This is a genomic window from Acinetobacter sp. WC-323, from assembly GCF_000314615.1.
Taxonomy (GTDB): domain Bacteria; phylum Pseudomonadota; class Gammaproteobacteria; order Pseudomonadales; family Moraxellaceae; genus Acinetobacter; species Acinetobacter courvalinii.
In genome coordinates this window covers 47,403-71,923 of sequence record NZ_AMZS01000008.1, presented here as the reverse complement: position 1 = coordinate 71,923, position 24,521 = coordinate 47,403, and the positions used below count along the sequence as shown (strand labels likewise).

Here is a 24,521-nt window from a genome sequence, read left to right as displayed (position 1 = left end):
TTTTGCCTGAACAAAAGTGGTTTTGCTTGTTAAGCTTGAATGGATTTAGTGGTCATGTTCCAGATATTCAGGTTTTTTCGGTAAGGCCCAGCTACAGAAGAAACAGATCATCAGCATGATAATCACATAAATAAAGAAGATGTTTTCAATACCTGCATCTTTAAATAGCAACGCCACCGATGGTGCTGAACCACCAAACAAGGCATTACCGACGGCATAAGAGAAACCGACACCTAAGGCACGCACATGTGGAGGGAACATTTCTGCTTTGACCAAACCACTGATTGAGGTGTAGAAGCTCAGCAGCATCATCAGGAAAATCAGTAATAAGGTAATAATGACAGGCGAGTCAGCAAAGCTGCGCATACCTGTGACCATCACCGGATAGATAAAGATCGCGCTGAGTAAACTGAAAGCCAGCATGGATGCACGACGGCCAATGCGGTCTGAAAGCATCCCAAACAACGGTTGCGCCAACATAAACACAAACAAGGCTGTGGTCATAATGAAACCGACAGTTTTGCCATCCATCCCGATGTTGGTGAGATAGGTTTTAGAATACACCGTAACCACATAGAAGGTCAGTGAACCTGCAGAGGTATAACCGACTACCAGCAAGAAAGTTTTCCAGTGCTGTTTCAGTAAGGCAACCAGACTACCAGATTCCTCACGTTCCGCATCTTCATGCGATAAGGTTTCTTCTAAACGGCTTCGTGCCAGTAAAGACAAGATTGCCGCAATACCCCCAATCACGAATGGAATACGCCAGCCGCCATCATTCAATTGCTGTTCGGTCATAAAGCCAAGCAGGATGACCCCGAGTAAGCTGGCGAGTAGCTGACCACCAGATAAGGTGACATATTGAAACGAAGCAAAGAAACCACGTTGTCCTTTTAAGCCCAGCTCACTCATATAGGTGGCGACGGCACCATATTCACCGCCGACCGAAAGGCCTTGTAATAAACGAACCATCAGTAGCAGGAAAGGGGCCCACATACCTACCTGATCATAGGTCGGCAAGGCTGCAAACAGGAATGAACTCAGTGCCATCAGACAGATTGAAATCACCATGGACTGTTTACGACCGTGACGGTCAGCGATCCGTCCGAATAACCAGCTGCCGATTGGTCGCATAAAGAAGCTGGCAGCAAATACACCCCATACATAAATCGCTTTAGTGGTTGGATCCATATCCGGTGCAGTTAATGCATGCGTAAAATAAGCAGCAAAGACGGCATAGATATAGAAATCAAACCATTCAACCAAGTTCCCTGATGCCGCACCGACGATACCTTTGATACGACTTCTTCTTTCTTCCTTGCTATATACCTGACTCATATACGTTCCTTTTCACCAAGCAAGATTCTGTAACTGAATCTTTACAGAATGTTATATACCGCTAAAGAAGCATGAAAATGACACTATTTTGTATGTTTTTTATGAATATATTTTTATCTAGAGAGAATAAGTATGATTCTGAGCTAACTCATTGACAGATATACATTGTCAGAATGGTCAATGTATAGGTTTTAATCTTTTTAAAAGCAGAGAATTAAGTATTTATAAGAGACAATATTTGCATTCGCCTGATTCAGTTTATGTAAATGATCTGTAATAGAGCCATTTTGGTGCAATCTATCTTGAGCATTTTTTTAGATGATTGCATGGCTGTGTGGAGATTAAATCTTGATCGATGCATTAAGACATGAATATCCATTCATTAAGCTATAAATAGGCCGAGTCGTTAGAACTGATGATTAAAGCAGCAAAGCTGTGGATAAGTTTCAGTTTATACACACAGTCAATCCGTGTTGTTTTTAATCGTATTTTCACCCGTCCTGATTTTTTGCTTTTGGCTTATGCCGTCCTAGAGCAGCAAGCTATTTTGGAATAACACTTAGTCCAGCACTGGAATAACGCAGTCTGCTCTGAATGGGCAGGGCTCTCCCTGCGTAAATTGAGTCAGCATGTTTCTGATCTGATAAAGCTGGGCAATTTTTTCATCAATCAGATTGAGCTTTTCTTGAAGAAGGGTCTGGACCTGTGCCGCAGGAATTTCCTCTTGCGCCGTCATATTTAAAATTTGCTTAATTTCATTCAGGGTGTAGCCCAGATTTTTGGCAGAACGAATCAGTTGCAGCTGTTGCAGCGTCTGTTCCGGATAATCTTTATAGCCATTATTACAGGTCATGGACTGGATCAGTTGCATCTTTTCATAAAAGCGAATGGTGTCCCGGCTTAGATTTGCCTGTTTTGCCAACTGTCCAATTAACATCTTGCGTATCCTTTATTGTTATAAAAAAAGCGGTATTAACCCCTTGACCATTGAGTGTACTCCATCCTTTAACCTGTGCCTACAGTCAATCAAATAGGCATAAAAAATGGACCATAATCATTTAAAAAATCAACAATATCGTCAAGTTGTACTGGTTGCCGGCGCGACAGGTTTTATTGGCCGCTATCTGATTCTGCAACTTTTGCAACAGGGACATTCTGTCTTTGCCTTGCTCCGTAATCCGCTGGAGCAACAACAGGCCCTGACTCAATGGCTGCAACAAAAAAATGTTTCTTTGCAGCAACTGACTTTTATTCAAGGGGATGTGACTCAGGTAAATCTTGGTATTCAGCCGCAAGACTGGGAGAAATTAAAGTCCATCAATACTTTATATAATAGTAGTGCCTTGTTTGCCTGGAATCTGGAGATGCAGCAGGCACGGGCAGTCAATGTTGATGGTGCACTGAATTTACTGGCCTGTGTACATCAGCATTGTGACTTAAAACGCGCTGTGCATATGTCAGGATATATGCTGACGCAGCTTGATCACTTACGCCAGGCAGGCGTCTGTCTTGAACAGCCCGACCAGACTGACTGGCTCGCAGTATATCAGCGCTTAGGTGCCTATGAGGCCTCAAAGATAGAGGCTCATTTTGCCTGGATCCGCGCCGCACAACGCTTGTCGGTGGACTGGACCATTATCCATCCAGCAACGGTGTTGGGTGATGATGTCTCTGGCGAGATTCCGTTGAACCAGCCGATTGCGCAAATGATTGATCTGCTAAAACGCAAGAAAATGAGTGCACTGCCGGCAACTGCACAACATTATCTGCCTTTGATCCGGGTCGATGATTTATGTCAGATCATGGTCATGGCTTCGATGGATGAGGCATTAACAAATCAGTCGATGCTGATAGTCAGCGAGCATGATCTGGCCCTACCGCAATTGACGGGCATGATTGCAACGCAGTTGCAGGTCAAGGCACCTACACGCCATGTCCCGATCGGATTGTTGAAACTGATTTTAAAGTGGCAATGGCTGGCGAAGAAGCTGGAAATGTCTCGGGAAATATTAGACTTTCTTAGAACCGAACCTTTAGAACAAGCAGTGTTACAGCAGTTCAAACAGCGCTGGCAGCTTGCAACGGGTGATCTGGAAGGGGCAATTCGTAAAACCACGGATTGGGTCAGTCAGGCCCGTTAAACAGAGCTTTATTTGAAATAAAAACAGCCAGTCAAAGGACGGGCTGTTTTCTTAATGAACCGGCTAGAGGCTTACCAGTGTTCACCTGGGAACAGGCGGCATAGGCACGTTGCACCAGATTAAGTTTTTCCTGTTTGCCCACAGATGCGGTAGAGCTTGGGAACAGGTTATAGCCAATCGACATCAGGATATTGTTGATGTCTGGTGCGATTGCATAGGTAATCGACGCCAGACGACCAAGATTGGTGGCAATTTTCTTCGGACGTTTCACGATGGCATAAGCAATCAGGTCGGCAGCTTCTTCCGGTGAAAGCGTTGGGACATATTTATAGATTTTGGTCGGTGCAATCATTGGCGTACGGACCAAAGGCATATAAATAGAGGTAATCGCAATTTTATGTGCATGTACTTCAGCGGATAAGCAGCGGCTGAATGCATCCAAAGCCGCTTTTGATGCAACATAAGCCGAGAAGCGGGTCGCATTGGCAAGTACCCCGATCGAGCTGATATTGATGATCTGGCCATCTTTGCGCTGCATCATGTGCGGCAGGATATTCAGAACCAGACGTACTGCACCGAAGTAATTGAGCTGCATGGTGCGCTCGAAGTCATGAAAACGGTCAACCGATTCATGGACCGCTCGGCGGATGGAACGACCGGCATTATTTACAAGAATGTCAATGTGATCCACTGCAGCCAGAATTTCTTTTGAAACCGCATCAATGGATTCCATCTCGTTGAGATCACATGGAAACACAGATGCCTTTCCACCTTCAGCCTCGATCTCTGCTTTGACCTCATCTAACTTCTCCTTGGTGCGAGCGAGCAATAAGACATGGGCCCCAGCTTGCGCCAGGTATTTTGAAACCGTTAAACCAATACCACTTGATGCACCAGTGACAATGATTGTTTTACCGTCGACTTTTTGCTGAAAAAGTTTTTTGAGTTTTGCATTCATGTAAGTATCCTACATTCATCACGAATCATGCTGTTGTGTGCAATGCTGTCCTATACCGCTTAACACTGCAATTTATTTTGGTCTAATATTAACCGATCTTTTTTGTTTGTCTAGTGTAAATGTTTGAAAAATAATATCTTTTTTAGAGTAAAAGCTCTAAAACAAGGTGTTGTATTAGTTGAAAAATCGAGCATATTTTTTTAGTTTTGCACAAAAAATAAGCCCCATTTCCGGGGCTCGTTGATTTCATTAAAATTAAACTTGGGCGAGGGCTTGTTCGAGATCGGCAATCAGGTCATCCACATGTTCGATACCAATCGACAAACGCACTAAATCTTCACTGACACCCGCTGATTTTAGCTCTTCTGCATTGAGTTGGCGGTGAGTTGTGGTTGCAGGATGGCAGGCCAGACTTTTGGCATCGCCAATGTTGACCAGACGGGTAAACAGTTGCAAGGCATCAATAAAGCGAGTACCGCCTTTTAAGCCATCTTGCACACCAAAGGACAGGATGGCAGAAGGTTTACCTTTCACATACTTTTGCGCCAAATGGTGCTGTGGATGATCTTTCAGACCCGCATAATTGACCCATTTTACTTTGGGATGCTGTTTTAAATATTCAGCAATCTTGATGGCATTTTCTGTGTGACGTTCCATTCTCAGGTTTAAAGTTTCCAGTCCTTGCAGGATCAGGAATACACTCAGCGGACTAATGGCTGCGCCGGTATTGCGTAACGGTACTACCCGCGCACGGGCAATATAAGCGGCTTCTCCCAATACTTCGACATAATTAACACCATGATAGCTTGGGTCTGGCGTGTTTAATGCTTTGAAGCGTTCAGGATATTTACCCCAAGGAAATTTACCGCTATCGACAATCACACCACCGATGCTATTGCCGTGACCGCCAATATATTTGGTCAGGGAATGAATCACAATATCTGCACCAAATTCAAAAGGTTTAAGCAGTGCAGGTGTTGCTACCGTATTATCGACAATCACAGGCACACCATACTCATGCGCAATCTTGGCAATGGCTTCAAGGTCGATGATATTGCCGAGCGGATTACCGATCGATTCCACAAACACCAGTTTGGTTTTATCATCAATAATTTGACGCAGCGCTTCCGGATTCTGATAGTCAAAGAAACGCACTTCAATGCCTTGCTTCGGCAAGGTGTGGGCAAATAAATTATAGGTTCCGCCATATAAGGTGGAGACCGAGGCGATATTGTCGCCTGCTTCGGCAATGGTCTGAATTGCGTAAGTAATCGCAGCCATGCCTGAGGCCAGCGCCAACGCCCCAATCCCGCCCTCCAGTGCTGCAATACGTTGTTCAAGCACGGCAGTGGTCGGGTTCATAATCCGGGTATAGATATTACCCTGAACTTTTAAATCAAATAGGTCTGCACCATGTTGTGTATTATCAAAGGCATAAGAGGTGGTCTGATAGATCGGCACGGCCACAGCCTTGGTGGTAGCTTCTGGTGAATATCCCGCATGAATGGCTAAAGTTTCATCTTTATAGGTCATGATGACTTCATCTACGTGAGTTAAATAATCATCGAGTCTAGCCGATATTTTATCCAGAAGGGTGCATAAATTTTGCGCTGTATAGCGTTTTTAGTGATATAGCAGGGTTAATCCAAAGCAGATCAATTTTTTATCTGCTGTAAATCATTCAAACCTGTAATGTCTTGAAAAAGAAAATCCTTTGTTGAAGCCAAACAAATGTCAACTTAACTTCAAGTCAAGGGGGTTTCAGCGTATAATATGCCAGATATTTTTTCGCTTATTTGCGATGTACTGGTTTTTCAATTGAGGAGTCCTGCGTGGCCCAATATATTTATACGATGAACCGAGTGTCTAAAATGGTTCCGCCGAAACGCGAAATCTTAAAAGACATCTCTTTATCATTTTTCCCAGGCGCAAAGATTGGTGTGCTTGGTTTGAACGGTGCAGGTAAGTCAACCCTTCTCCGTATTATGGCTGGCGTAGATAAAGATTTCTCAGGTGAAGCTCGTGCACAACCAGGAATCAAAATCGGTTACTTAGAACAAGAGCCACCACTTGATCCGACCAAAGACGTTCGTGGTAACGTTGAAGATGGTGTACGTGAAGCACTTGACGCTTTAGAACGTCTTGACCAGGTTTTTGCTGAATATGCTGAACCGGATGCGGATTTTGATGCACTTGCGAAAGAGCAAGAAAAATTGGAATCCATCATCCATGCATGGGATGCGCATAACCTGAATAACCAGCTTGAAATTGCTGCGGATGCATTGAACCTCCCAGCATGGGATGCTGATGTATCATTGCTTTCAGGTGGTGAGCGTCGTCGTGTTGCATTGTGCCGTTTATTGCTTTCTAAGCCAGACATGTTGCTTCTCGACGAACCGACCAACCATTTGGATGCTGAATCAGTATCTTGGTTAGAACGTTTCTTGAAAGACTTCCCTGGCACCATCGTTGCGATTACGCATGACCGTTATTTCTTGGATAACGTGGCTGAGTGGATTCTTGAACTTGACCGTGGACATGGTATTCCTTACCAAGGTAACTATTCTTCTTGGTTGGAACAAAAGAATGCCCGTCTAGAGCAGGAACAGAAACAAGAAGAATCTTTTGCTAAAGCATTGAAAAAAGAACTTGAATGGGTTCGTTCAAATGCCAAAGGCCAGCAAAAGAAAAACAAAGCGCGTATGGAACGTTTTGAAGAGCTTAACTCTAAAGAATTCCAACAACGTAATGAAACCTCTGAAATCTACATTCCACCTGGCCCACGTCTGGGTAACAAGGTTGTGGAAGTGGAAGGGATCAGTAAATCATTCGATGGTCGCTTACTCTATGAAAACCTGACGTTCACTGTTCCGCCTACAGCGATCGTGGGTATCGTTGGTCCAAACGGTGCGGGTAAAACTACCTTATTCCGTATGATGACGGGCGAACAGCAACCGGATACCGGTACTGTGACTTTAGGTGAGTCGGTTAAAGTGGCTTACGTGGGTCAGATTCGTGACACCTTGGATAACAACAAAACCGTTTGGGAAGAAGTTTCTGGCGGTTTAGATATCCTGAAAATCGGTGATTACGAAATCGCATCACGTGCTTATATCGGTCGCTTTAACTTTAAAGGTCAGGATCAGCAAAAACGTGTAGGTGAATTGTCGGGTGGTGAGCGTAACCGTTTACAACTTGCCAAGATCTTGCAGATGGGTGCAAACGTGATCTTGCTGGATGAGCCATCGAACGACTTGGACATCGAAACTTTACGTGCACTTGAGGATGCCATTCTGGTATTCCCGGGTACCGTCATGGTGGTATCGCATGACCGTTGGTTCCTTGACCGTATTGCAACGCACATCTTGTCGTTTGAGAACGAACAGCCAGAATTCTACACAGGTAACTATGCAGAATACGAAGCTTACCGTCAGTCACGTTTAGGTGATGATGCATCTCAGAAACGCACCAAATACAAAAAAATTACCGGTTAATTTCGGGTAAAGCAAAAAACCAGCCTCCGGGCTGGTTTTTTATGTTCATTAAAAGTTGAGTGGATCAGCAGGGTATATAAAAAAGCCAATGCTCGACGTTTAATTATTAAACTCACCCCGTAAATCGGCCCACATCAATGATGGAACCACAGTAATCACATCGAAAGTCATAGCAAAGGGATACAGCACCATGCGGGTGGCTTTTTTTACCGGATGCTTTTTGGTAATTTTATTTTCCTGTTGCAGGATAATTGGATAAGGCTGCGCTAAGGTTTTCTGGATCTTGCGTGCTTCCGGTGCCTGATAGAGCTGGCCTTTAAAGAAAATATTGATATACGGATATGGCGCGGTTTGCTGGTTATAAATGGTATTAAAATTCTGTCTAAAGCCGAGGGATTTTAACAGGTCCTTTTGTGTGTCATTCAAATCGACCATTCGCGTGTTATAGCGAATCTGTAACACACCCTGAAAATGACTTGGATCATCCATGGTCAGTACCAATGGGGAAGGGCTGGTCAGACTGCGTTGATCTGCTGGAATTGCATGTAGCAGTTTGGATAGCTCTGCGCTCCCGTCGGTCATTAAATAACTGAAATCCTTACCTACAAAAACAATGCCTTGTGCCTGCTGGTTTTGAACAGCTTGCCCTATGGCAATGATTTGATCTTTTGCTAAAGTCACTGTTTCAGTTTTTGTGGTTTCGTTCGGAAGTGCCTGTGACAGCAATGTCGTGGCACAGCCACTCAAATTTAGACAGGCGATTGCGATGAGGGCGGAACATAGTTTATACATGGCAGGAACTCAAATCTGAAATTCATTTTTCTAAAGAAAAAACTTTTTTAAATCAGTCATAAATTGACCAAAAATTGTTTTGTAATTTTATTACATCGGCATCGCTTGCTATAGTGGCTTTATGCAATTTACTGTAATGGTGCGCTGTTGCGACGTCCGCTGATTTTTATGACCCTGTTGTTAAGCCTGTTCATGTTCCAAGGTTTCTGGAATGTGGCAGCGGCTTTCTGCGCGCATGAAAAGTCGGGCCAATACAGTGAGCTTAAGCATTTTGGGCATCATGCCCCTGAAAAGCGGCATATTTCTGCAACGCATTCAGCTTCTGCTGTTGAAGCGGATACGGATGTCGCCGCCTCTTTAAACTTGCAAGATCATCATGATCATTTACCGTCCTGTTCCTATGTGATGGTGATGCAAACACAACAGCAGTGGCATACACCTGTTGTACGGAGCCATGAAATCGAGCACAACTATCACTGGTCTAATGCTTACCAGTCCCCGCATTTATCCGGATTAAACCCGCCTCCGATATTAACCTCGCTATAAGTGAGGTAGCCTAAAAATAACTCACTGGAAATATATCTATTTCAATGGGTTATTTGTCCTTAATCAAACGCTTGGCAAATTTGAACTTGCCTCGATAAATCGTAGTTTCTTGGGTTCTTCAAAATTTTTAGAACAGCGGTTTGGAATCAGGCGTTTATTGAAGATGAATTCACCCACACTCCATTTCTTAATGCTGGAAATGGAACATGAATCAACAGATTTAAATCAGGTGAATGTTATGTCTTTTAAATTAAATACAGTGCTATGTTTTTTGGTTTTATTCGTTTCAGCAAGCTGGGCCAATGCCGATGGTGGTTTGATTTTTCTGGAAAAGAATCTTAATTCTCAGCAGCAGGCCAAGGCCAAGCTTGAACAGACGCTTGAGCACAAGCCACATCAGCAAAAGTGTAAATAGGTTAGTTTAAACCAGAGGGAAACGGCTGAATGAGCAGGGCCGTTTCCTGTTTTAAACCTTTATTACCTTCTGCTTTGATCTTAAGCTGGGATTTTGTAGCTAAATCCAGACATGTAATTTTATTACATCTGCTTTACTTGCTATAGTTCATCCGAGCAATTTTTGTCTAAAGAGTAAACATTGCATCGTTCCGCGATTTTCATCACCGTCTTGCTGAGTTTGTTCATGTTTCAGGGTTTCTGGAACGTGGCGGCCGCTTTTTGTGCGCATGAAAAGTCAGGCGAGTATAGTTCACTCAATCATTTTGGACATCATGTCCCGGAAAAGTCCCAAGTTTCTGCTCAGCCTGTCATTGCGGTTGATCAGGATGCTTCTGATTTACCCATGCCCTTAAGTCTGCAAGATCATCATGATCACTTGCCTTCCTGTTTTCATGTGGTGGTGACCGAAGCCCAGCAACAACTGGATCAACCGGTTTTAAGAATGCATCTGGCAGAACAAAAATATTACTGGTCCAACTCCTATCAGTCCCCCCATCTCTCTGGAATAAATCCGCCCCCTGTATTGACCCCGCTATAGGTGGGGTAGCCAAAAAATAGCCCACCGCAACCTTATTATTTGCGGGGCTTTATATGTCTTTAAATTTAAATCAGCGTATCCATGCATTTCAGAACAATGCATCAAATCCTCATACGCATCCATCGTCATTGAAATGGTCGGTCTTGGCAATTGCGCTAACGGCTGTGCTTTTTAGTCAAGCTGTAGCAGCAGCGTCCTTGCTAGATGCAAATCATGCTTCGACCCAAGCGCTGCAACGGCAGCTAAATTTTGAACAAATTCTGCAAGATGTGAAACAGCATCAGGCCGATATCGGTGTCTGGCAAACCCAGCAAAGCATTGCCGAGGCCAATGTGAAACAGGCCGGTTTATGGACAAATCCAAGTGTTTCGATTCAGCAAACCGAGTTCCGCTCAGGTAAAGATAAAGAACTGGAATTTGGTCTTTCACAAAAACTCGATGTGTTTGGTGAACGCCGTGCGGCGGTGAAACTGGCTGATGTACAGGCGACTCAGGTCGGTCTTAATCAAGCCTTATACGATGCCCAACTTGAACTCGCGGTGAAATATCTGTGGTCGCAAGTGGTGGTTCTTGAGCTAGAGCACGATGTGGTTCAGGCACAATTAAAAACCAGTCAGGCGACCCTGGACGCAACACGCCTACGACTCAAGGCAGGCAGTATTGCGCAGGTCGATCTGGACCGCACCCTAATGGCACATATTGAAAATCAGCGTTTATTCCAGCAAACCGAACTGGCACTGGCGACAGCAAAACGGCAACTGGCCAATTTATGGGGCAGTACGGACAACCGTTTCTCTGCGCAGGCAAGCAATGTCTGGCCGCAGCAACAGGATTTACAAACTTATATGCAGAACAATTTATTCGAGCGCGCGATCCAGCTCGATATTGCACGGCAAAAGGCCAGTATCGACTATTTAAAGGTGTCGAATCGTCCAAATCCGACCGTTAATTTAGGCATGGTGCAAAGTAAAACAGCAGACACCAACTCGACTGACAACAAGTTACGGGTAGGTATCGAGATTCCATTAAATATTTTTAATCGTCAGCAATATTCATTACGCATTGCCAATGCCAAACAAGATTTGCTGGTGAAACAGCAACAGTTCTATAAGCAGCAAAACCTAAATGCAATCCAGACTTTAAGCGCAGAGTTGGCAGGATTGAAACAACAGTTCGATTTAGTCAATCAGCGCCAGATTCCATTGTCTGAAACGGTGCAGGAGAAAATGTTGCTTGGTTTCAAAGTCGGTAAATATGCCATTACCGATGTGCAGCAAGCCACCATGCAATTGCAAGAGCAACGTTTAAACAAGGTCCAGCTTTTGAAAAGTGCATGGCAGAAACAGATTGAGGCAGAGAGCTTGGCTCTGGGAATTGAGCCGAGTATGGTGAGTTCAAGTGATGCCTTAAACCAGATCAATCAGACCCTGTGGAAAGAGACCAATAACCTTCCCACTGTTGTAGGAGCAGAATAATGTCGACGAATCAATCTAAGAAACAGTGGTTTTGGGTCATCCTTGTTGTGGTGGCTGGTCTGGTATTGAGTGCATTGCTCTTTTTTACAGGGAAAAACAAAACCAGTCGTGATACTGCTACGGCTGATAGCCATGGTGAAGAAGGACATGCTGAAGATGAAGCTGGACATGGCAGTGAAACTGAGGAAGGCAGTTTAAACCTGACGCCAAAACAGATGGCGGAATACGGCGTGAAACTAGCTCAGGTAGGTGTTGGAGAAGTATCGCAGCAATATGCCTATCCTGCCAAGCTGGTACCGAATACCGATCAACAAGCGCATGTGTCTGCAACTTTTGCCGGACGGGTGGAAAGTGTCAATGCGGCACTGGGGGAGCAGGTGAAGAAGGGACAGGTACTTGCTACCCTGTTTATTCCGGATCTGGTCGATCAACAAGCCAATTTAAGTATTGCACAGGAAGCCTTGACCCTGGCGCAGCAAGATTATCAGCGCGAAAAGCAACTCTGGGAACAGGGCGTGTCTGCACGTCAGGATTATCAGCGGGCTTATAATGCGTACCGTCAGGCCCAGATTCAGGTGCAAGCCGCACGCAGCCGTTTATCTGCTTTAGGTGCATCTACAGGGAGTCAGGGGCGCTATGTGCTGACCGCACCGTTAAGCGGAATCGTGAGTCTGAAAGATATCGTGGTGGGCGAGCAGATTACCCCGGATAAACAATTGTTCGTGATTGATCAGCTGGATCAGCTCTGGATTGAATTTATCTTACCAAGCGTCAATAACATCAATGTCCAGCCGGATCAGCAGATCGAGTTTAAGTCGCTGCAAACCAGCAACACCTTTAAGGCGCAAATTCAGACCTTAACCACAGCGGCCGATACTCAAACCGGTCGTTTGCAAGTACGTGCCAAAGTCCTGACACCGGCTAAAGAACTGCGACCTAACTTGATGGTCAATGTGCTGTTAGAAGGCACAGACAAGAAACCTGTGCTACGCGTTGCCAAAGTAGCGATTCAGCAGATTGAAGGCAAAGCCACGGTTTTTGTAGCCAAGCAAGAAAAAGATCAGTTGCATTTCACCCCTGCACCAGTCCAGCTGGGCAATTACTCTAGTGATGGACAGTGGGTGGAAATCCGATCTGGTCTGACTGAAAAGCAGCAGTATGTCAGTCAGGGCAGTTTCCTTCTGAAATCCGAGATGGAGAAGGGAGAGGCTGAACATGGACACTAAGGAGAATGTAGGACTTCCCCCTGCGGAAGGCCTGTTTGACCGTATTATTCAGTTTTCCATTCGTAATGCGATTTGGGTGATGCTGTTTGTGGTGGCCTGGATTGGGGTCGGGATTTATAGCTATCAGAAGCTTTCGATTGATGCCGTCCCCGACATTACCAATGTTCAGGTGCAAATTAACAGTCAGGCAGGGGGATTCACGGCCCCTGAAGTTGAGCAACGGATTACCTATCCAATTGAAAATGCGATGTCGGGTATTCCAAATCTGGAACAAACCCGCTCAATTTCCCGTTATGGCCTGTCACAGGTTACGGTGATTTTTAAAGATGGCACTGATATCTATTGGGCGCGTCAGCTGATCAACCAGCGTTTACAGGAAGCCAAGAGTGCTTTGCCTGATGATATTGATCCGCAAATGTCACCGATCTCCACAGGTCTGGGTGAGATCTATCAATGGGTGATCAAGGCTGAACCGAATGCTAAAAAGGCAGATGGCACGCCGTACCAAGCCATGGACCTGCGTGAAATTCAGGACTGGATTGTTCGTCCTCAATTGCAACGTGTGCCCGGTGTCGCCGAAATCAACAGTATTGGGGGGTATAACAAGACCTATGTGGTTGCTCCGGATCTGAAACGTTTGCAACAACTGCAAATTCCGTTAACTGACTTGCAAACGGTATTGTCTGAAAACAATGAAAACCGTGGTGCAGGTTTTATTGAAGAAAATGGGCAGCAACTGACGGTTCGTATTCCGGGGATGCTCAAGACCGTACAGGATATCGAAAATATTACGGTCAGTACCAAAAACGGTTTACCGATCCGGGTGGCCGATGTGGCAACAGTGTCGATTGGTCATGATCTCAGGACCGGTGGTGCGACCTATAACGGTGAAGAAACCGTACTTGGGATCGCCATGATGATGATGGGCGAGAACAGTAAATCTATCGCTCAGGCCTTAGATAGCAAGATGCAGGAAATCAAACGCTCATTGCCAGAAGGTGTAGTGGTTGAAACCGTGTATAACCGGAGTGATCTGGTGGATAAAGCCATTAAGACGGTGGCCAAAAACCTGATTGAAGGCGCAATTCTGGTGATTGTGATCCTGTTTGTATTCCTCGGCAATTTCCGAGCTGCATTGATTACTGCCTGTATTATTCCGTTGTCGATGCTATTTACCCTGACAGGGATGGCAGAGCAGAAAATCAGTGCCAACCTAATGAGTCTGGGCGCACTGGATTTCGGGATTATCGTGGATGGTGCAGTGGTGATTGTGGAGAACTGTATCCGACGGCTGGCAGAGGCTCAACACCATAAAGGACGATTACTGACCCGTTCCGAACGCTTCACCGAAGTATTCCTGGCAGCGAAACAGGCGAGACGTCCGCTGATCTTTGGGCAAATCATCATCATGGTGGTGTACTTGCCGATCTTTGCACTGGCGGGCGTGGAAGCGAAAATGTTCCATCCTATGGCGATGACCGTGGTGCTTGCATTGATTGGGGCCATCATTTTATCGGTGACTTTTGTTCCGGCGGCGGTGGCATTATTTGTCACAGGTGAGGTGAAGGAGAAGGAAAGTCGCTGGATGGCGGCCCTGAAACGCAATTATGAGGCACTCCTTGATCGAGCGTATGCCTTCCGATATGTCGTACTGGCAGGTGCTGTGACGATTTTAATATTAACGGCTGCGATTGGGACACGTGTCGGGAGTGAGTTTGCACCTCAACTCAGTGAAGGCGATTTTGCGTTGCAGTTAATGCGTGCGCCAAGTACCGGGATTGAGGAATCACTCAAGATTCAGGAAAGTGTTGAAAAACAGCTTATGGCAGAATTTCCTGAAATCAAGGCGATCTTTGCCCGTACCGGGACTGCGGAAGTGGCAACCGATGTTATGCCACCGAATATTTCCGATGCAGTGGTGCTGTTAAAGCCTCGTGATCAATGGCCAGATAAATCGGAAAGCATCGACGAGCTGCGAACTAAAATGTTGGCTTATGTTGAGAAAATCCCAGGTAACAACAGTGAGTTTTCGCAACCGATTGAACTCCGTTTCAATGAGTTAATTTCAGGCGTACGGAGTGATATTGGGGTTAAGATCTTTGGTGATGATATGCAGGTGCTGAACCAGGAGGCTGAGAAAGTTGCTCAAACCCTGAGAACCATTCCGGGGGCCAGCGAAGTCAAAGTCGAACAGACCGATGGCTTACCGTTACTCAATGTCGATATCGACCATGCACTGGCTGCGCAATATGGCTTATCGGTCAAATCCATTCAGGATCTGGTGGCTGCCAGTATTGGTGGTCAAAGTGTTGGACAAATTTTACAGGGTGACCGTCGATTTGATTTTGTGGTGCGTTTGGATGATGTCATGCGTACGCCACAGCAATTGGCCATGTTGCCGATTCAATTGCCGAATGGCGGTCTGATCAAACTGCAAGATGTGGCAAAAGTGGAGAATATCTTAGGTCTGGCACAGGTCAGCCGTGAAAATGGCAAGCGCCGTGTGGTGGTGACGACCAACGTACGTGACCGTGATCTGGGCTCATTCGTGGCTGAGATGCAGCAGAAACTGGCCCAGCAAAAATTACCAAGCGGTTATTGGCTCGGTTATGGCGGGCAATTTGAAAATCTGGCATCGGCAAAAGCCAGAATGCAAATTGTGGTGCCACTGGCATTGCTGATGATCTTTATTCTGCTGATGGCAGTGTTCAATAACTTTAAAGAGAGCTTGCTGGTGTTTAGTGGTGTGCCATTTGCCCTGTCCGGTGGTTTGGTCGCGCTGTGGTTACGTGATATTCCCTTGTCCATGTCGGCAGGTGTGGGCTTTATTGCCCTGTCGGGTGTTGCGGTATTGAATGGTCTGGTGATGCTGAGCTTTATCAAAGAGTTGAGAGAACAATTTGATATTCATTATGCCACTTGGCATGGCGCGGTATTGCGCTTGCGTCCTGTACTGATGACGGCCTGTGTCGCATCGCTAGGCTTTATCCCCATGGCCATTGCCACAGGTACAGGTGCGGAAGTCCAGCGTCCACTGGCGACGGTGGTGATTGGCGGGATTATTTCTTCGACCTTGCTGACCTTGCTGATTTTGCCGGTGGTTTATCGCTGGATGAATGAAAAGTCCTCTGAACAATAATCAGGCATTTACCAGTGAGGGGATTGGATTTACTTACTTTTGAAGGATCAAAAGTAACAAAAATCCTTTGTCGGTCTGACGGCACTTCCATGATGCCGCAGACCAACAGGCGGCATCCATGCCGCCGCCACGCTCGTAAATGTAGGTTAGAGGTCGGATAGCGAAAGATTTTAGGACAATTCGTTGCACTTCACTCATCATATTCATCGATGATTTAAGATAGTGTAGAAAGAAAGTTGAATTTTAAAATTATAAGGAGTCCAACATGAGTGGACATCAAGGGCATGATCATAGTCATGCAGTCGTTACCGAAGGCAATGCCAAAAAACTTACGATTGCGTTGGTATTGACCACAACATTTCTGATTGTTGAATTTGTTGCCGGTTTAATTACCCAAAGTCTGGCCTTATTGTCTGATGCAGCGCATATGTTTACCGACGCCGCCGCACTGGCGATTGCATTGGTTGCGATCCAGATTGCCAAACGTCCAGCAGACAATAAGCGAACCTTTGGTTATCAACGCTTTGAAATTCTGGCAGCATTGTTTAATGCCTCCATGCTGTTTTTTGTGGCGATGTATATTCTTTACGAAGCCTATCAACGTTTTACCCAGCCGCCTGAAATCCAGAGTTTGGGTATGTTGATCGTGGCTTCAATCGGTCTGGTGATTAACCTGATCTCGATGAAGATTTTAATGTCGAGTGCTGCTGAAAGCCTGAATATGAAAGGCGCATATTTAGAAGTATTGAGCGATGCCTTGGGTTCGGTCGGCGTGATTATTGGTGCAGTGATCATCTATTTCACCAACTGGTACTGGGTTGATACCATTATTGCGGTTGCAATCGGTTTCTGGGTCTTGCCAAGAACCTGGATTTTACTCAAACAGAGTATCAATATCCTGTTGGAAGGTGTGCCTGAAGAAGTTGATGTCGAGAAACTACGCAATGACTTGCTGGCACTCGATGGTGTGGAAAGCATTCACCAGTTGAAAGTCTGGGCGATTACCTCCAAGAATATTCATCTGACGGTGCATCTGTTTGCACCCAAGGCGGATCGTAATCAGTTACATCGGACTGCCACAGAAATGCTGTCACATGAACATGGTATTGCCGAAGTGACCTTGCAAATTGAAGATGATGCAGAGATGAACTGCCAGCATACGCATCAACATGCTGACCATGAAGCACATGACCATTCACATCAGCATTAAGCTGATGTGAATCTTACTGCTGTTATCGGATTAATTCTGCCATTCATGATTGCAGTCACGGCATTTCCAATGTTTTTGCGCTTGCATAAACGCCTGCATTGAAATTTTGAAATCAGGCAGATCACGCCAGAATAAAACTCCTGCAATCACACAGACTGCAAAAACCACAACCGTCGCGATTTGCAGGCTTTGTCCGGCACCATTACCGAAAATCCACATGCCAATGCTGATCAGCACCAAAAACAATAAAATAAAAATTGCAGGCACTAAAAGCACCAGACTTTTTGGCACGTTAGGGCGAGGGCTGTTGGTACCCTGGCTGACAGGCATAATTTTCACGCTTTGACATTTAGGGCAGCGGTATTGCATAAGGATTTCCTATAGTGTTTTGGCTATTTTAGCGAAAATTATGCAAAAGCAAAAATGCTGAGCGTTTCAAATACATAACTTTACTTATTTATGAGTTTATAGCTCTGCGCTAGCCGCAGTGATGAGCTTTGAAAATGTGAGACTACAGCTCGTCTAAAGCTATTCGCAAAAGCAGAGGCAGTCATGCTAATTTGCAGGATGAGTTGGCTGAATAATGCGGAAGGATACGCATGTTACCCACCAAAATTTTAAAGTTACGTTTATCTCGCATTCACAAGGGAAAACAGCATCTGTCCACACAAGATCAATTGATGCTGGTAACTTCGGAAAACCCTGACCTGAGTGCCAATTTTTTATTGCGGCTTTTTAAATTAACTTTGCCCAAGCAATGGCAATTTCATCATGAGAATGATGAAGATATTCTCTATGCCACCCAATTGATTCAGCTGATTGAAGATCAGTTTATTACTGCCTATAGCACGCATGCACGCAAATATGGCTGGTATGAGCAATGCCTGAGGTATCAGCTTAACTTTGTCGTCCCGCAACCGACCCAACAGCAAATCAATGGCTATTTACGCCAGCTGGAGCAATGCCTCGATCAGCAACCTAAAATTGAGCTACTCCATTATTTTCAGCAGTATTCTCCTTGTGCATTGCATGCCAATGCGCTGGCCAAAGCATATGCTGGTGCCGGCCACTATACCCAGGCGATTGAGTATTTTGAATGGGCCGCAGCACAATCATCTCAATTTAATGAAGTGGCTTTTTATGCCTATATTGAATGTTTACTCAAGCGCCATCAGCCCGAATATCGACCTCAGGTCAGTGATATCGAATATGCGCTTGATTTACTCATACGCTATCAGAAACCGATTGATCAAAAAGCCTATCGCATTATCTTGCGGCAAGCGGTGAGCTTGCTGTTGCCAGAATCCATTCTAGATACGCGTGCGACAGCAACCAGTGTAATGGCTGATGCCGGACGCAGCTTAAATGCTTTGGGTAAAACACTGAATAGCTTATGGGGTGGTCGGGAGCATCATCTGCCTTTTAGTCAGGAGGTGATCGCCAGTGCACCACAGCTTTTGACCGAGCAAAGTGCATTGGAAAGTCTGGCGCAGTCCGAAGCAATGCAACATGCTTTACAGCGCTGTCTTGCAACACAGCATGCGGGTGTATTGAGCGATGATCCATCTTTACTTCAATCCTTATGGCAAGTGATGCAACACGATCCAGCAATTCTGGAATTATTGGTGCAGCCCGCTCAATATGATCAATTGATGGAGAGGCTTCAGCAGCGCACATCACAACGCAAAGATACAACACGTTCTGAAAATATTCAGCTCATTCTGCAACAGGGCTTGATGGCTTATTTGGGCGAGCTGCGGTTGGATAAACAGCATCCACAGCGAGATGCCTTATATACCCAGCGTGATCAGGTGGTCACTGAGATGACTGCTTTTGCTAAATGGTTCTATGCCGACTTGTTGTTGCCTGATCTTGAGCAACAGATTCAGTTGTTTCAACAGGTCCATGATTTATGTTTGCCATTGAAAGAAACTGCATTGAGTAGCGGACTGTTTGCATTACAGTTTGAAATGCAACAACGGATACAGGATCTTGCAAGCTGGATGCGGCCCAAACTGGAAAAAGGCCATACTTTTGAACTGATGCAGGTGGCGTGGGTGGCCTTGCGAGAATTATTGAATTTTGAGCAGCCATTGGCCCAAGAGAAAGTACAGCAGATTGAGCTGGCATTGGAACAGTATAAACGTATCCGTTTTAGCCAGATACAACGCTTACCCTCTACCGCAGAGGTCGTACCTGCTCGCAAAGACCCTGATTAATTCATGGGACAAGCGCTGAAACGGGGGCAGAAATAAATTAAAACTGTGCAACAAAAATACGCAAATTGTCTGGTAGAGCGTGATAATCTACAGAAAAACGGCGAATAAGTTCAGCACGCAGATCGTTGCTCATAAGAAGTGAGCCAGTAGCAAAGGGAAGAGGGAGAGCATCTTGAATCGACAAGATGATAAAAAGGCGATGTTCGATATTATGCCGGCAGATACAGAATTCTCTGCTGTGAAACCATCATTATCACGTCGGCTCATTAATAAGACCTTGCAACATGCACAAGATGCAGTGGAATTTGCCAGTGATACCTCACGCAATATTGCCGGTGTGGCGGATGCGGCGCTGGATGCACTGGATCAGGTGACGCATCATACCAAGCGTGGAGTGGAAGGCATGCGCAATACGGTTCGGGACATGGTCTCGGAAACCAGTGAGGCGGCACGTCAGGTGGCATTGGCGATGGCAAGGGCTTCTTTGGGCAAAAGTAGTTTGACCCTGTATTTACCGGAAATGCTGCTGAATAACCAGATTCGCAAGCGCATGGATCGCTCTGAAATTGATGATATTAAAATTGAATGCGGCAATGACCGTTTTCACATTGAACTGGATGGGCATTACCGTCGCTTTTTATACCGGCTTTCACTGGAATTTAATGTGTTGGAATGTCGGATCGGTCAGGAAAAATATTTACGCTTACGTCAGGTCGATGAACATCTGGATTTACAGATTCGTCATGGTGGAACCCTGACCAACTGGGCAGCGCGTCGTGTGGGCAATGCCAGTTTTGAACTGATCAATTCCTTACCAATTCCTTTTCTGATTAATCACCTGATTCGTGATGTGCCGGGCATCCAGAAAGAAGGGCATCGCTTATGGTATATCGATCTGGAAGAAGCGGGTTTTATCGACTTCATTAATAACCGCTCGTGGATGGTCGATAAACTGCTCAGCCTGACTGATTTTAGTATTTTGCCGGGTTTGAATATCTTGCAGGAAAGTCGTGAACTGGTACAGCAACTGGTGGATCAGTTTGAGATTCGGGGTTTACGCGTGCAATCGGGCCGTCTGGAAGTCCAGGTCGGGATTGGCACGGATTACGAAAATAAAAGCAGATAAGAAAAAAGCCACTGTCAATGCAGTGGCTTTTTAGAATTTGGCGTCCCTACGGGGATTCGAACCCCGGTTACCGCCGTGAAAGGGCGATGTCCTAGGCCTCTAGACGATAGGGACTTATCGGAGGAGATTTACTTACAGAATATGAAACATATCGCGTGTAAGCCTAAATTCTCAGCAAGGATGATTCACCTTTGCCTTTCCTCGAATTTAGTGGCGTCCCTACGGGGATTCGAACCCCGGTTACCGCCGTGAAAGGGCGATGTCCTAGGCCTCTAGACGATAGGGACGTTTCAGAGGTGGGCGTATATTAGGGTGAATCGGGTGGGGTGTCAAACACTTTTCTCAAGAAAAATTAAAAAAACCAAACAAGTGTTTAAAAATAAAACATATTGAGGAATAAGTAATCAAAAATAAGCAGTTAAGCTCAAAAATATGAAAAAAAGGGCTTTGCTCCAGATATAAAAAATGCAGCTTAAGCTGCATTTTTTATAGGAACGAATTATTGGCGATGACGATAGAAAATGTAATGGCTCACATAACATGCGGCAATAAACAGCAAGCAACCAATAAAACCTGCTTGCATCTCCGGATCGGCTGCCATACTTAACCCTGTAATCAAACAGAAGATAAAACCTAAAATTGGGACGATCGGGTAAAGCGGCGCAGCAAATTTTAAATCTTTTGCAGTATGTCCGGCCTTGTACCATTGACGTCTGAAGTTAAATTGACTCCAGCAGATACTCATCCACACGATCACCATGGTGAATGCAGCCACCCCAAGTAAATTCTTGAAAATGGTCTCAGGTGCAAAGTGTTCTGATAACAACCCTGGAATTGCACCAAACATGGTGACGACCAGTGCAATGATAGGCGTACCACTCTTTGACAAGCGAGAGAAAACGCTGGGTAGCTGACGCTGGTCGGACAAAGACCACATCATACGTGATGCCGCATACAGACCTGAGTTGGCAGCTGAAAGCAGTGCGGTGATAATCACGAAGCGGATAATATCGTCGGCATAAGGAATACCGATGTAATTAAACACGGTCACGAACGGACTGCTACTCACGCCTTCACCGCCTAAACCTGCCACCTGGAAAGGAAGCAGTGCACTAATCACGATGATGGTACCGACAAAGAAAATCAATAAACGCCAGATCGCGGCATTAATGGCTTTGGGTACATTTTCAGCAGGATCTTTGGTTTCACCTGCGGCAACACCGATTAACTCGGTGCCCGAGAAAGCAAAGTTCACGATCAGCATGGTGGTGAAGATAGGAATTAAGCCTTGCGGGAACCAGCCATGGGCGGTCAGGTTGTGAAATAGCGGTGCCGATTCATAACCATGGAACGAGATCAGACCAAAAATAGCCATCAAGCCTAGAATGATAAAGGCAATCACGGTCACCACTTTGACCAGCGCTAGCCAGAATTCAGATTCGGCAAACATACGGGTTGAGGTTAAATTCAGACCCAGAATGGTAACGGCAAAGATAATGGTCCAGATCCACATGGAAATATGGGGAAACCATTCCTGCATCAGCAGGGCAGCAGCGGTGAACTCGGTCCCTAAGGTCGCAGTCCAGGTGAGCCAGTACACCCAAGAAATCATGTAACCTGTGCCTGGACCAATATATTTTCGAGCGTATGCACCAAAAGATCCAGCAACAGGCATATGTACTGCAAGTTCACCTAGACAGAGCATGACCATATAGGCAATCAGACCGCCGAGAATATAGGCAATAATTGCACCAATCGGTCCGGTTTGCGCGATAACTTCACCAGAACCTAAAAACAGGCCGGTACCAATTGCGCCGCCTAAAGAAAGCATGACTAAATGGCGGGTGCTCATGGCACGCTTTAGCGTTTTGGGTTCTGTATTCGCATTTGAGTTGGAAGATTGCATACGACAATTTGTCCAAGCATAGAGAAGCGGCTATTTTATGGAAAATTCGAAAATGTGCAATCTGCTTGAGGCAAGATTGTAAGAAAAATATAATTATTATCAGACAGAATATGGCGTCCCTACGGGGATTCGAACCCCGGTTACCGCCGTGAAAGGGCGATGTCCTAGGCCTCTAGACGATAGGGACAGATGAGGCAACACACAAAGATTTGAGCATAACTGTGCTTCACGCTTCCTATTCGGAAACGGTGGTGGAGCCAAGCAGGATCGAACTGCTGACCTCTACAATGCCATTGTAGCGCTCTACCAACTGAGCTATGACCCCAGAATGTGTGAGCGCAATATTAGGGGGAATGCGCTCACACGTCAATCATTAAACTGAATTAAGTCTCACTATTTGCATCATTTTTCGGCAATTTTAGGGATTCATTCAATTTTTCCCAGACTTTCAGTTCTTTCTTGCTCGGCGCACCCACAATTTCCAGGGCATGACGTAAGCGGGCAAAGGTCAAATCAGGTCCAAGGGTAACCATGGCCTGCATCACTGGGGTTGAACTGGTTGAACCGGCAATGGCAATAAAGAAGGCCGGCATGAAGTCACGCAGTTTGACTTCCATCTGGTTAGCCAGATCCATTAGGGTTTGACTGACGGTGTCATTATTCCATGTGAACTGGCTTTCTAAACGCCAGATGGCAAACTGTAAACTTTGACGAACCTGTTCTTCGCTCAGTTTCTTGTTTTCGAACTGTTCTTTGCTGATTTGTGGCATATGGTTGAAGTAGAATCCGGCCCAGTTCACTGCTTCAGAGAGCAGGTTGATACGCGGTTGAATCGCAGCCGCAATATCTTCAAGGGTTTGACGGTCGCTCTTCCATGCCAGTAAACGGTCTAGCAGTTGTCCCGGTGTCAGGCCTTTAATCCACTGACCGTTGAGCCAGTTGAGTTTCTCCACATCAAAGATCGGACCACCAAGAGAAACACGTTGCACGTCAAAATTCTCAATCATGTCTTTTAAGGTAAAGATTTCACGTTCATCCGGCATTGACCAGCCCATGCGACCTAAATAGTTCAGCAAGGCTTCTGGCAAGACGCCGATGTCATGATAGTAGTTGATTGAGGTTGGGTTTTTACGTTTAGACAGTTTGGATTTGTCCGGATTACGCAACAACGGCATATGGCACAGTGTTGGCATGTCCCAACCGAAATATTGATAAAGCAGCTGGTGTTTAGGTGCAGAAGGCAACCATTCTTCACCACGTAATACATGGGTGATTTCCATTAAATGGTCATCTACCACGTTCGCAAGGTGATAGGTTGGCAAACCATCGGTTTTTAGCAGGACTTGCATGTCCACTTGCGCCCATGGAATCTCGACTTCACCACGGAGTAAGTCATTGATTTTACAAATGCCTTCTTCCGGTACTTTCATACGGATAACATGAGGTTCGCCTGCTGCAAGACGACGTTGTACTTCTTCTTGAGATAATTTTAAACCGCGACCGTCATATTTTGGTGTTTCGCCACGTGCCTGTTGTTCTGCACGCATTTGATCTAATTCTTCTGCTGTTGCGAAACAATAAAATGCATGGCCTTTTTCAACCAGCTCAAGCGCATATTGCTTATAAATGCCCATCCGTTCTGACTGGCGGTAAGGCGCATGTGGACCACCCACATCCGGGCCTTCAGACCAATTCAGACCCAGCCAGCGCAAAGAATCCAGAATCATTTTTTCAGATTCTGGTGTAGAGCGAAGCTGGTCGGTATCTTCAATACGTAAAATGAATTCACCGCCATGTTGCTTGGCAAAACATAAATTAAACAACGCGATATAGGCGGTGCCTACATGCGGAAATCCTGTCGGAGAAGGAGCAATACGGGTACGGACTTTCATAAATGATCGGAGGTTAAATTAAAATTGAAACTATTATAACGAAAAAGCCTAGTCACAACAGGACT

The 24,521-nt window shown here is 45.5% G+C and carries 18 protein-coding genes, 4 tRNA genes and 1 pseudogene; 11 read left to right on the top strand and 12 right to left on the bottom strand.

Features of this window, described 5'->3' with window-relative positions:
* Positions 1–45 precede the first annotated feature (45 nt).
* Both ACINWC323_RS17740 and ACINWC323_RS17745 read right to left on the bottom strand, forming a co-directional pair.
* The gene (locus tag ACINWC323_RS17740; protein WP_005227716.1) at positions 46–1,338 is read right to left on the bottom strand and encodes an MFS transporter; all 1,293 of its coding nucleotides are present in this window, start codon (positions 1,336–1,338) and stop codon (positions 46–48) included.
* Between the two features lie 559 nt (positions 1,339–1,897).
* The gene (locus ACINWC323_RS17745) at positions 1,898–2,275 is read right to left on the bottom strand and encodes a MerR family DNA-binding protein (protein ID WP_009506600.1); all 378 of its coding nucleotides are present in this window, start codon (positions 2,273–2,275) and stop codon (positions 1,898–1,900) included.
* A 106-nt stretch (positions 2,276–2,381) separates the two neighbouring features.
* On the opposite strand from ACINWC323_RS17745, the gene ACINWC323_RS17750 reads away from it, so the two are divergent.
* A complete protein-coding gene (locus ACINWC323_RS17750) occupies positions 2,382–3,479 on the top strand; it encodes an SDR family oxidoreductase (protein WP_009506652.1) in 1,098 nt (365 codons plus the stop codon).
* 71 nt (positions 3,480–3,550) lie between these two features.
* On the opposite strand, the pseudogene ACINWC323_RS17755 reads toward ACINWC323_RS17750, so the two are convergent.
* Together ACINWC323_RS17755 and ACINWC323_RS17760 are read right to left on the bottom strand one after the other, a co-directional pair.
* Positions 3,551–4,437 (bottom strand): annotated as a pseudogene (locus tag ACINWC323_RS17755) (SDR family NAD(P)-dependent oxidoreductase).
* Positions 4,438–4,692: 255 nt separating this feature from the next.
* Positions 4,693–5,970 (bottom strand): O-acetylhomoserine aminocarboxypropyltransferase/cysteine synthase family protein, encoded by a 1,278-nt coding sequence (locus ACINWC323_RS17760; protein WP_009506728.1) that lies wholly within the window; start codon positions 5,968–5,970, stop codon positions 4,693–4,695.
* A 299-nt stretch (positions 5,971–6,269) separates the two neighbouring features.
* Here ACINWC323_RS17760 and ettA point away from each other — a divergent pair, with 299 nt between their 5' ends.
* Complete coding sequence (gene ettA / locus ACINWC323_RS17765) at positions 6,270–7,931, top strand: energy-dependent translational throttle protein EttA (RefSeq protein ID WP_004776096.1); 1,662 nt, start codon at positions 6,270–6,272, stop codon at positions 7,929–7,931.
* Between the two features lie 99 nt (positions 7,932–8,030).
* On the opposite strand, the gene ACINWC323_RS17770 is transcribed toward ettA, so the two are convergent.
* On the bottom strand, positions 8,031–8,723 hold the full coding sequence (locus tag ACINWC323_RS17770; RefSeq protein WP_009506593.1) for a YidX family protein: 693 nt from the start codon (positions 8,721–8,723) through the stop codon (positions 8,031–8,033).
* Positions 8,724–8,870: 147 nt separating this feature from the next.
* Between ACINWC323_RS17770 and ACINWC323_RS17775 the strand changes: the two genes are divergently transcribed.
* From ACINWC323_RS17775 to ACINWC323_RS17805, 7 genes are all read left to right on the top strand, one after another.
* A complete protein-coding gene (locus ACINWC323_RS17775; RefSeq protein WP_009506580.1) occupies positions 8,871–9,269 on the top strand; it encodes a cation efflux protein, CzcI-like in 399 nt (132 codons plus the stop codon).
* Positions 9,270–9,507: 238 nt separating this feature from the next.
* A complete protein-coding gene (locus ACINWC323_RS20195; protein WP_171062152.1) occupies positions 9,508–9,684 on the top strand; it encodes a hypothetical protein in 177 nt (58 codons plus the stop codon).
* A gap of 180 nt (positions 9,685–9,864) precedes the next feature.
* Positions 9,865–10,263: a cation efflux protein, CzcI-like gene (locus ACINWC323_RS17785; protein WP_009506718.1), complete on the top strand. Its 399-nt coding sequence runs from the start codon at positions 9,865–9,867 to the stop codon at positions 10,261–10,263.
* Positions 10,264–10,316: 53 nt separating this feature from the next.
* Positions 10,317–11,738 carry a TolC family protein gene (locus tag ACINWC323_RS17790; protein ID WP_009506649.1) on the top strand — a complete coding sequence of 474 codons (1,422 nt, stop codon included), beginning with the start codon at positions 10,317–10,319 and terminating at the stop codon, positions 11,736–11,738.
* Positions 11,738–12,964, top strand: a complete 1,227-nt coding sequence (locus ACINWC323_RS17795; protein WP_009506678.1) for an efflux RND transporter periplasmic adaptor subunit — start codon at positions 11,738–11,740, stop codon at positions 12,962–12,964. The genes ACINWC323_RS17790 and ACINWC323_RS17795 overlap by 1 nt, the downstream gene beginning before the upstream one ends.
* Positions 12,954–16,103, top strand: coding sequence for an efflux RND transporter permease subunit (locus ACINWC323_RS17800; protein WP_009506605.1), 3,150 nt, complete (start codon positions 12,954–12,956; stop codon positions 16,101–16,103). Before ACINWC323_RS17795 ends, ACINWC323_RS17800 begins: the two co-directional genes overlap by 11 nt.
* Positions 16,104–16,368: 265 nt before the next feature.
* Positions 16,369–17,313 carry a cation diffusion facilitator family transporter gene (locus ACINWC323_RS17805; RefSeq protein ID WP_009506611.1) on the top strand — a complete coding sequence of 315 codons (945 nt, stop codon included), beginning with the start codon at positions 16,369–16,371 and terminating at the stop codon, positions 17,311–17,313.
* A 30-nt stretch (positions 17,314–17,343) separates the two neighbouring features.
* Here the strand turns inward: ACINWC323_RS17805 and ACINWC323_RS17810 are convergent, their stop codons facing one another.
* Positions 17,344–17,682 carry a zinc-ribbon domain-containing protein gene (locus tag ACINWC323_RS17810; RefSeq protein ID WP_005227693.1) on the bottom strand — a complete coding sequence of 113 codons (339 nt, stop codon included), beginning with the start codon at positions 17,680–17,682 and terminating at the stop codon, positions 17,344–17,346.
* A gap of 230 nt (positions 17,683–17,912) precedes the next feature.
* Between ACINWC323_RS17810 and ACINWC323_RS17815 the strand changes: the two genes are divergently transcribed.
* The gene (locus tag ACINWC323_RS17815; RefSeq protein WP_009506615.1) at positions 17,913–19,532 is read left to right on the top strand and encodes a hypothetical protein; all 1,620 of its coding nucleotides are present in this window, start codon (positions 17,913–17,915) and stop codon (positions 19,530–19,532) included.
* Positions 19,533–19,704: 172 nt separating this feature from the next.
* Entirely contained in the window at positions 19,705–20,658 is a 954-nt protein-coding gene (locus ACINWC323_RS17820; protein ID WP_005282654.1) for a hypothetical protein, read from the top strand.
* Between the two features lie 38 nt (positions 20,659–20,696).
* On the opposite strand, the gene ACINWC323_RS17825 is transcribed toward ACINWC323_RS17820, so the two are convergent.
* From ACINWC323_RS17825 to gltX, 6 genes are all read right to left on the bottom strand, one after another.
* Positions 20,697–20,772 (bottom strand) — tRNA-Glu (locus ACINWC323_RS17825).
* A 97-nt stretch (positions 20,773–20,869) separates the two neighbouring features.
* Positions 20,870–20,945: transfer RNA gene (locus tag ACINWC323_RS17830), tRNA-Glu, on the bottom strand.
* 212 nt (positions 20,946–21,157) lie between these two features.
* Positions 21,158–22,564: an amino acid permease gene (locus ACINWC323_RS17835; RefSeq protein WP_009506714.1), complete on the bottom strand. Its 1,407-nt coding sequence runs from the start codon at positions 22,562–22,564 to the stop codon at positions 21,158–21,160.
* 111 nt (positions 22,565–22,675) lie between these two features.
* Positions 22,676–22,751 (bottom strand) — tRNA-Glu (locus ACINWC323_RS17840).
* Positions 22,752–22,813: 62 nt separating this feature from the next.
* Positions 22,814–22,889: transfer RNA gene (locus ACINWC323_RS17845), tRNA-Ala, on the bottom strand.
* 58 nt (positions 22,890–22,947) lie between these two features.
* Entirely contained in the window at positions 22,948–24,456 is a 1,509-nt protein-coding gene (gene gltX, locus ACINWC323_RS17850; protein ID WP_009506720.1) for a glutamate--tRNA ligase, read from the bottom strand.
* Positions 24,457–24,521: the final 65 nt, after the last annotated feature.

Coding starts and splice junctions, on each gene's coding strand:
- ACINWC323_RS17740 (WP_005227716.1), bottom strand. CDS start 1,338: ATGAGTCAGGTATATAGCAAGGAAGAAAGAAGAAGTCGTATCAAAGGT.
- ACINWC323_RS17745 (WP_009506600.1), bottom strand. CDS start 2,275: ATGTTAATTGGACAGTTGGCAAAACAGGCAAATCTAAGCCGGGACACC.
- ACINWC323_RS17750 (WP_009506652.1), top strand. CDS start 2,382: ATGGACCATAATCATTTAAAAAATCAACAATATCGTCAAGTTGTACTG.
- ACINWC323_RS17760 (WP_009506728.1), bottom strand. CDS start 5,970: ATGACCTATAAAGATGAAACTTTAGCCATTCATGCGGGATATTCACCA.
- ACINWC323_RS17770 (WP_009506593.1), bottom strand. CDS start 8,723: ATGTATAAACTATGTTCCGCCCTCATCGCAATCGCCTGTCTAAATTTG.
- ACINWC323_RS20195 (WP_171062152.1), top strand. CDS start 9,508: ATGTCTTTTAAATTAAATACAGTGCTATGTTTTTTGGTTTTATTCGTT.
- ACINWC323_RS17790 (WP_009506649.1), top strand. CDS start 10,317: ATGTCTTTAAATTTAAATCAGCGTATCCATGCATTTCAGAACAATGCA.
- ACINWC323_RS17795 (WP_009506678.1), top strand. CDS start 11,738: ATGTCGACGAATCAATCTAAGAAACAGTGGTTTTGGGTCATCCTTGTT.
- ACINWC323_RS17800 (WP_009506605.1), top strand. CDS start 12,954: ATGGACACTAAGGAGAATGTAGGACTTCCCCCTGCGGAAGGCCTGTTT.
- ACINWC323_RS17805 (WP_009506611.1), top strand. CDS start 16,369: ATGAGTGGACATCAAGGGCATGATCATAGTCATGCAGTCGTTACCGAA.
- ACINWC323_RS17810 (WP_005227693.1), bottom strand. CDS start 17,682: ATGCAATACCGCTGCCCTAAATGTCAAAGCGTGAAAATTATGCCTGTC.
- ACINWC323_RS17815 (WP_009506615.1), top strand. CDS start 17,913: ATGTTACCCACCAAAATTTTAAAGTTACGTTTATCTCGCATTCACAAG.
- ACINWC323_RS17835 (WP_009506714.1), bottom strand. CDS start 22,564: ATGCAATCTTCCAACTCAAATGCGAATACAGAACCCAAAACGCTAAAG.
- gltX (WP_009506720.1), bottom strand. CDS start 24,456: ATGAAAGTCCGTACCCGTATTGCTCCTTCTCCGACAGGATTTCCGCAT.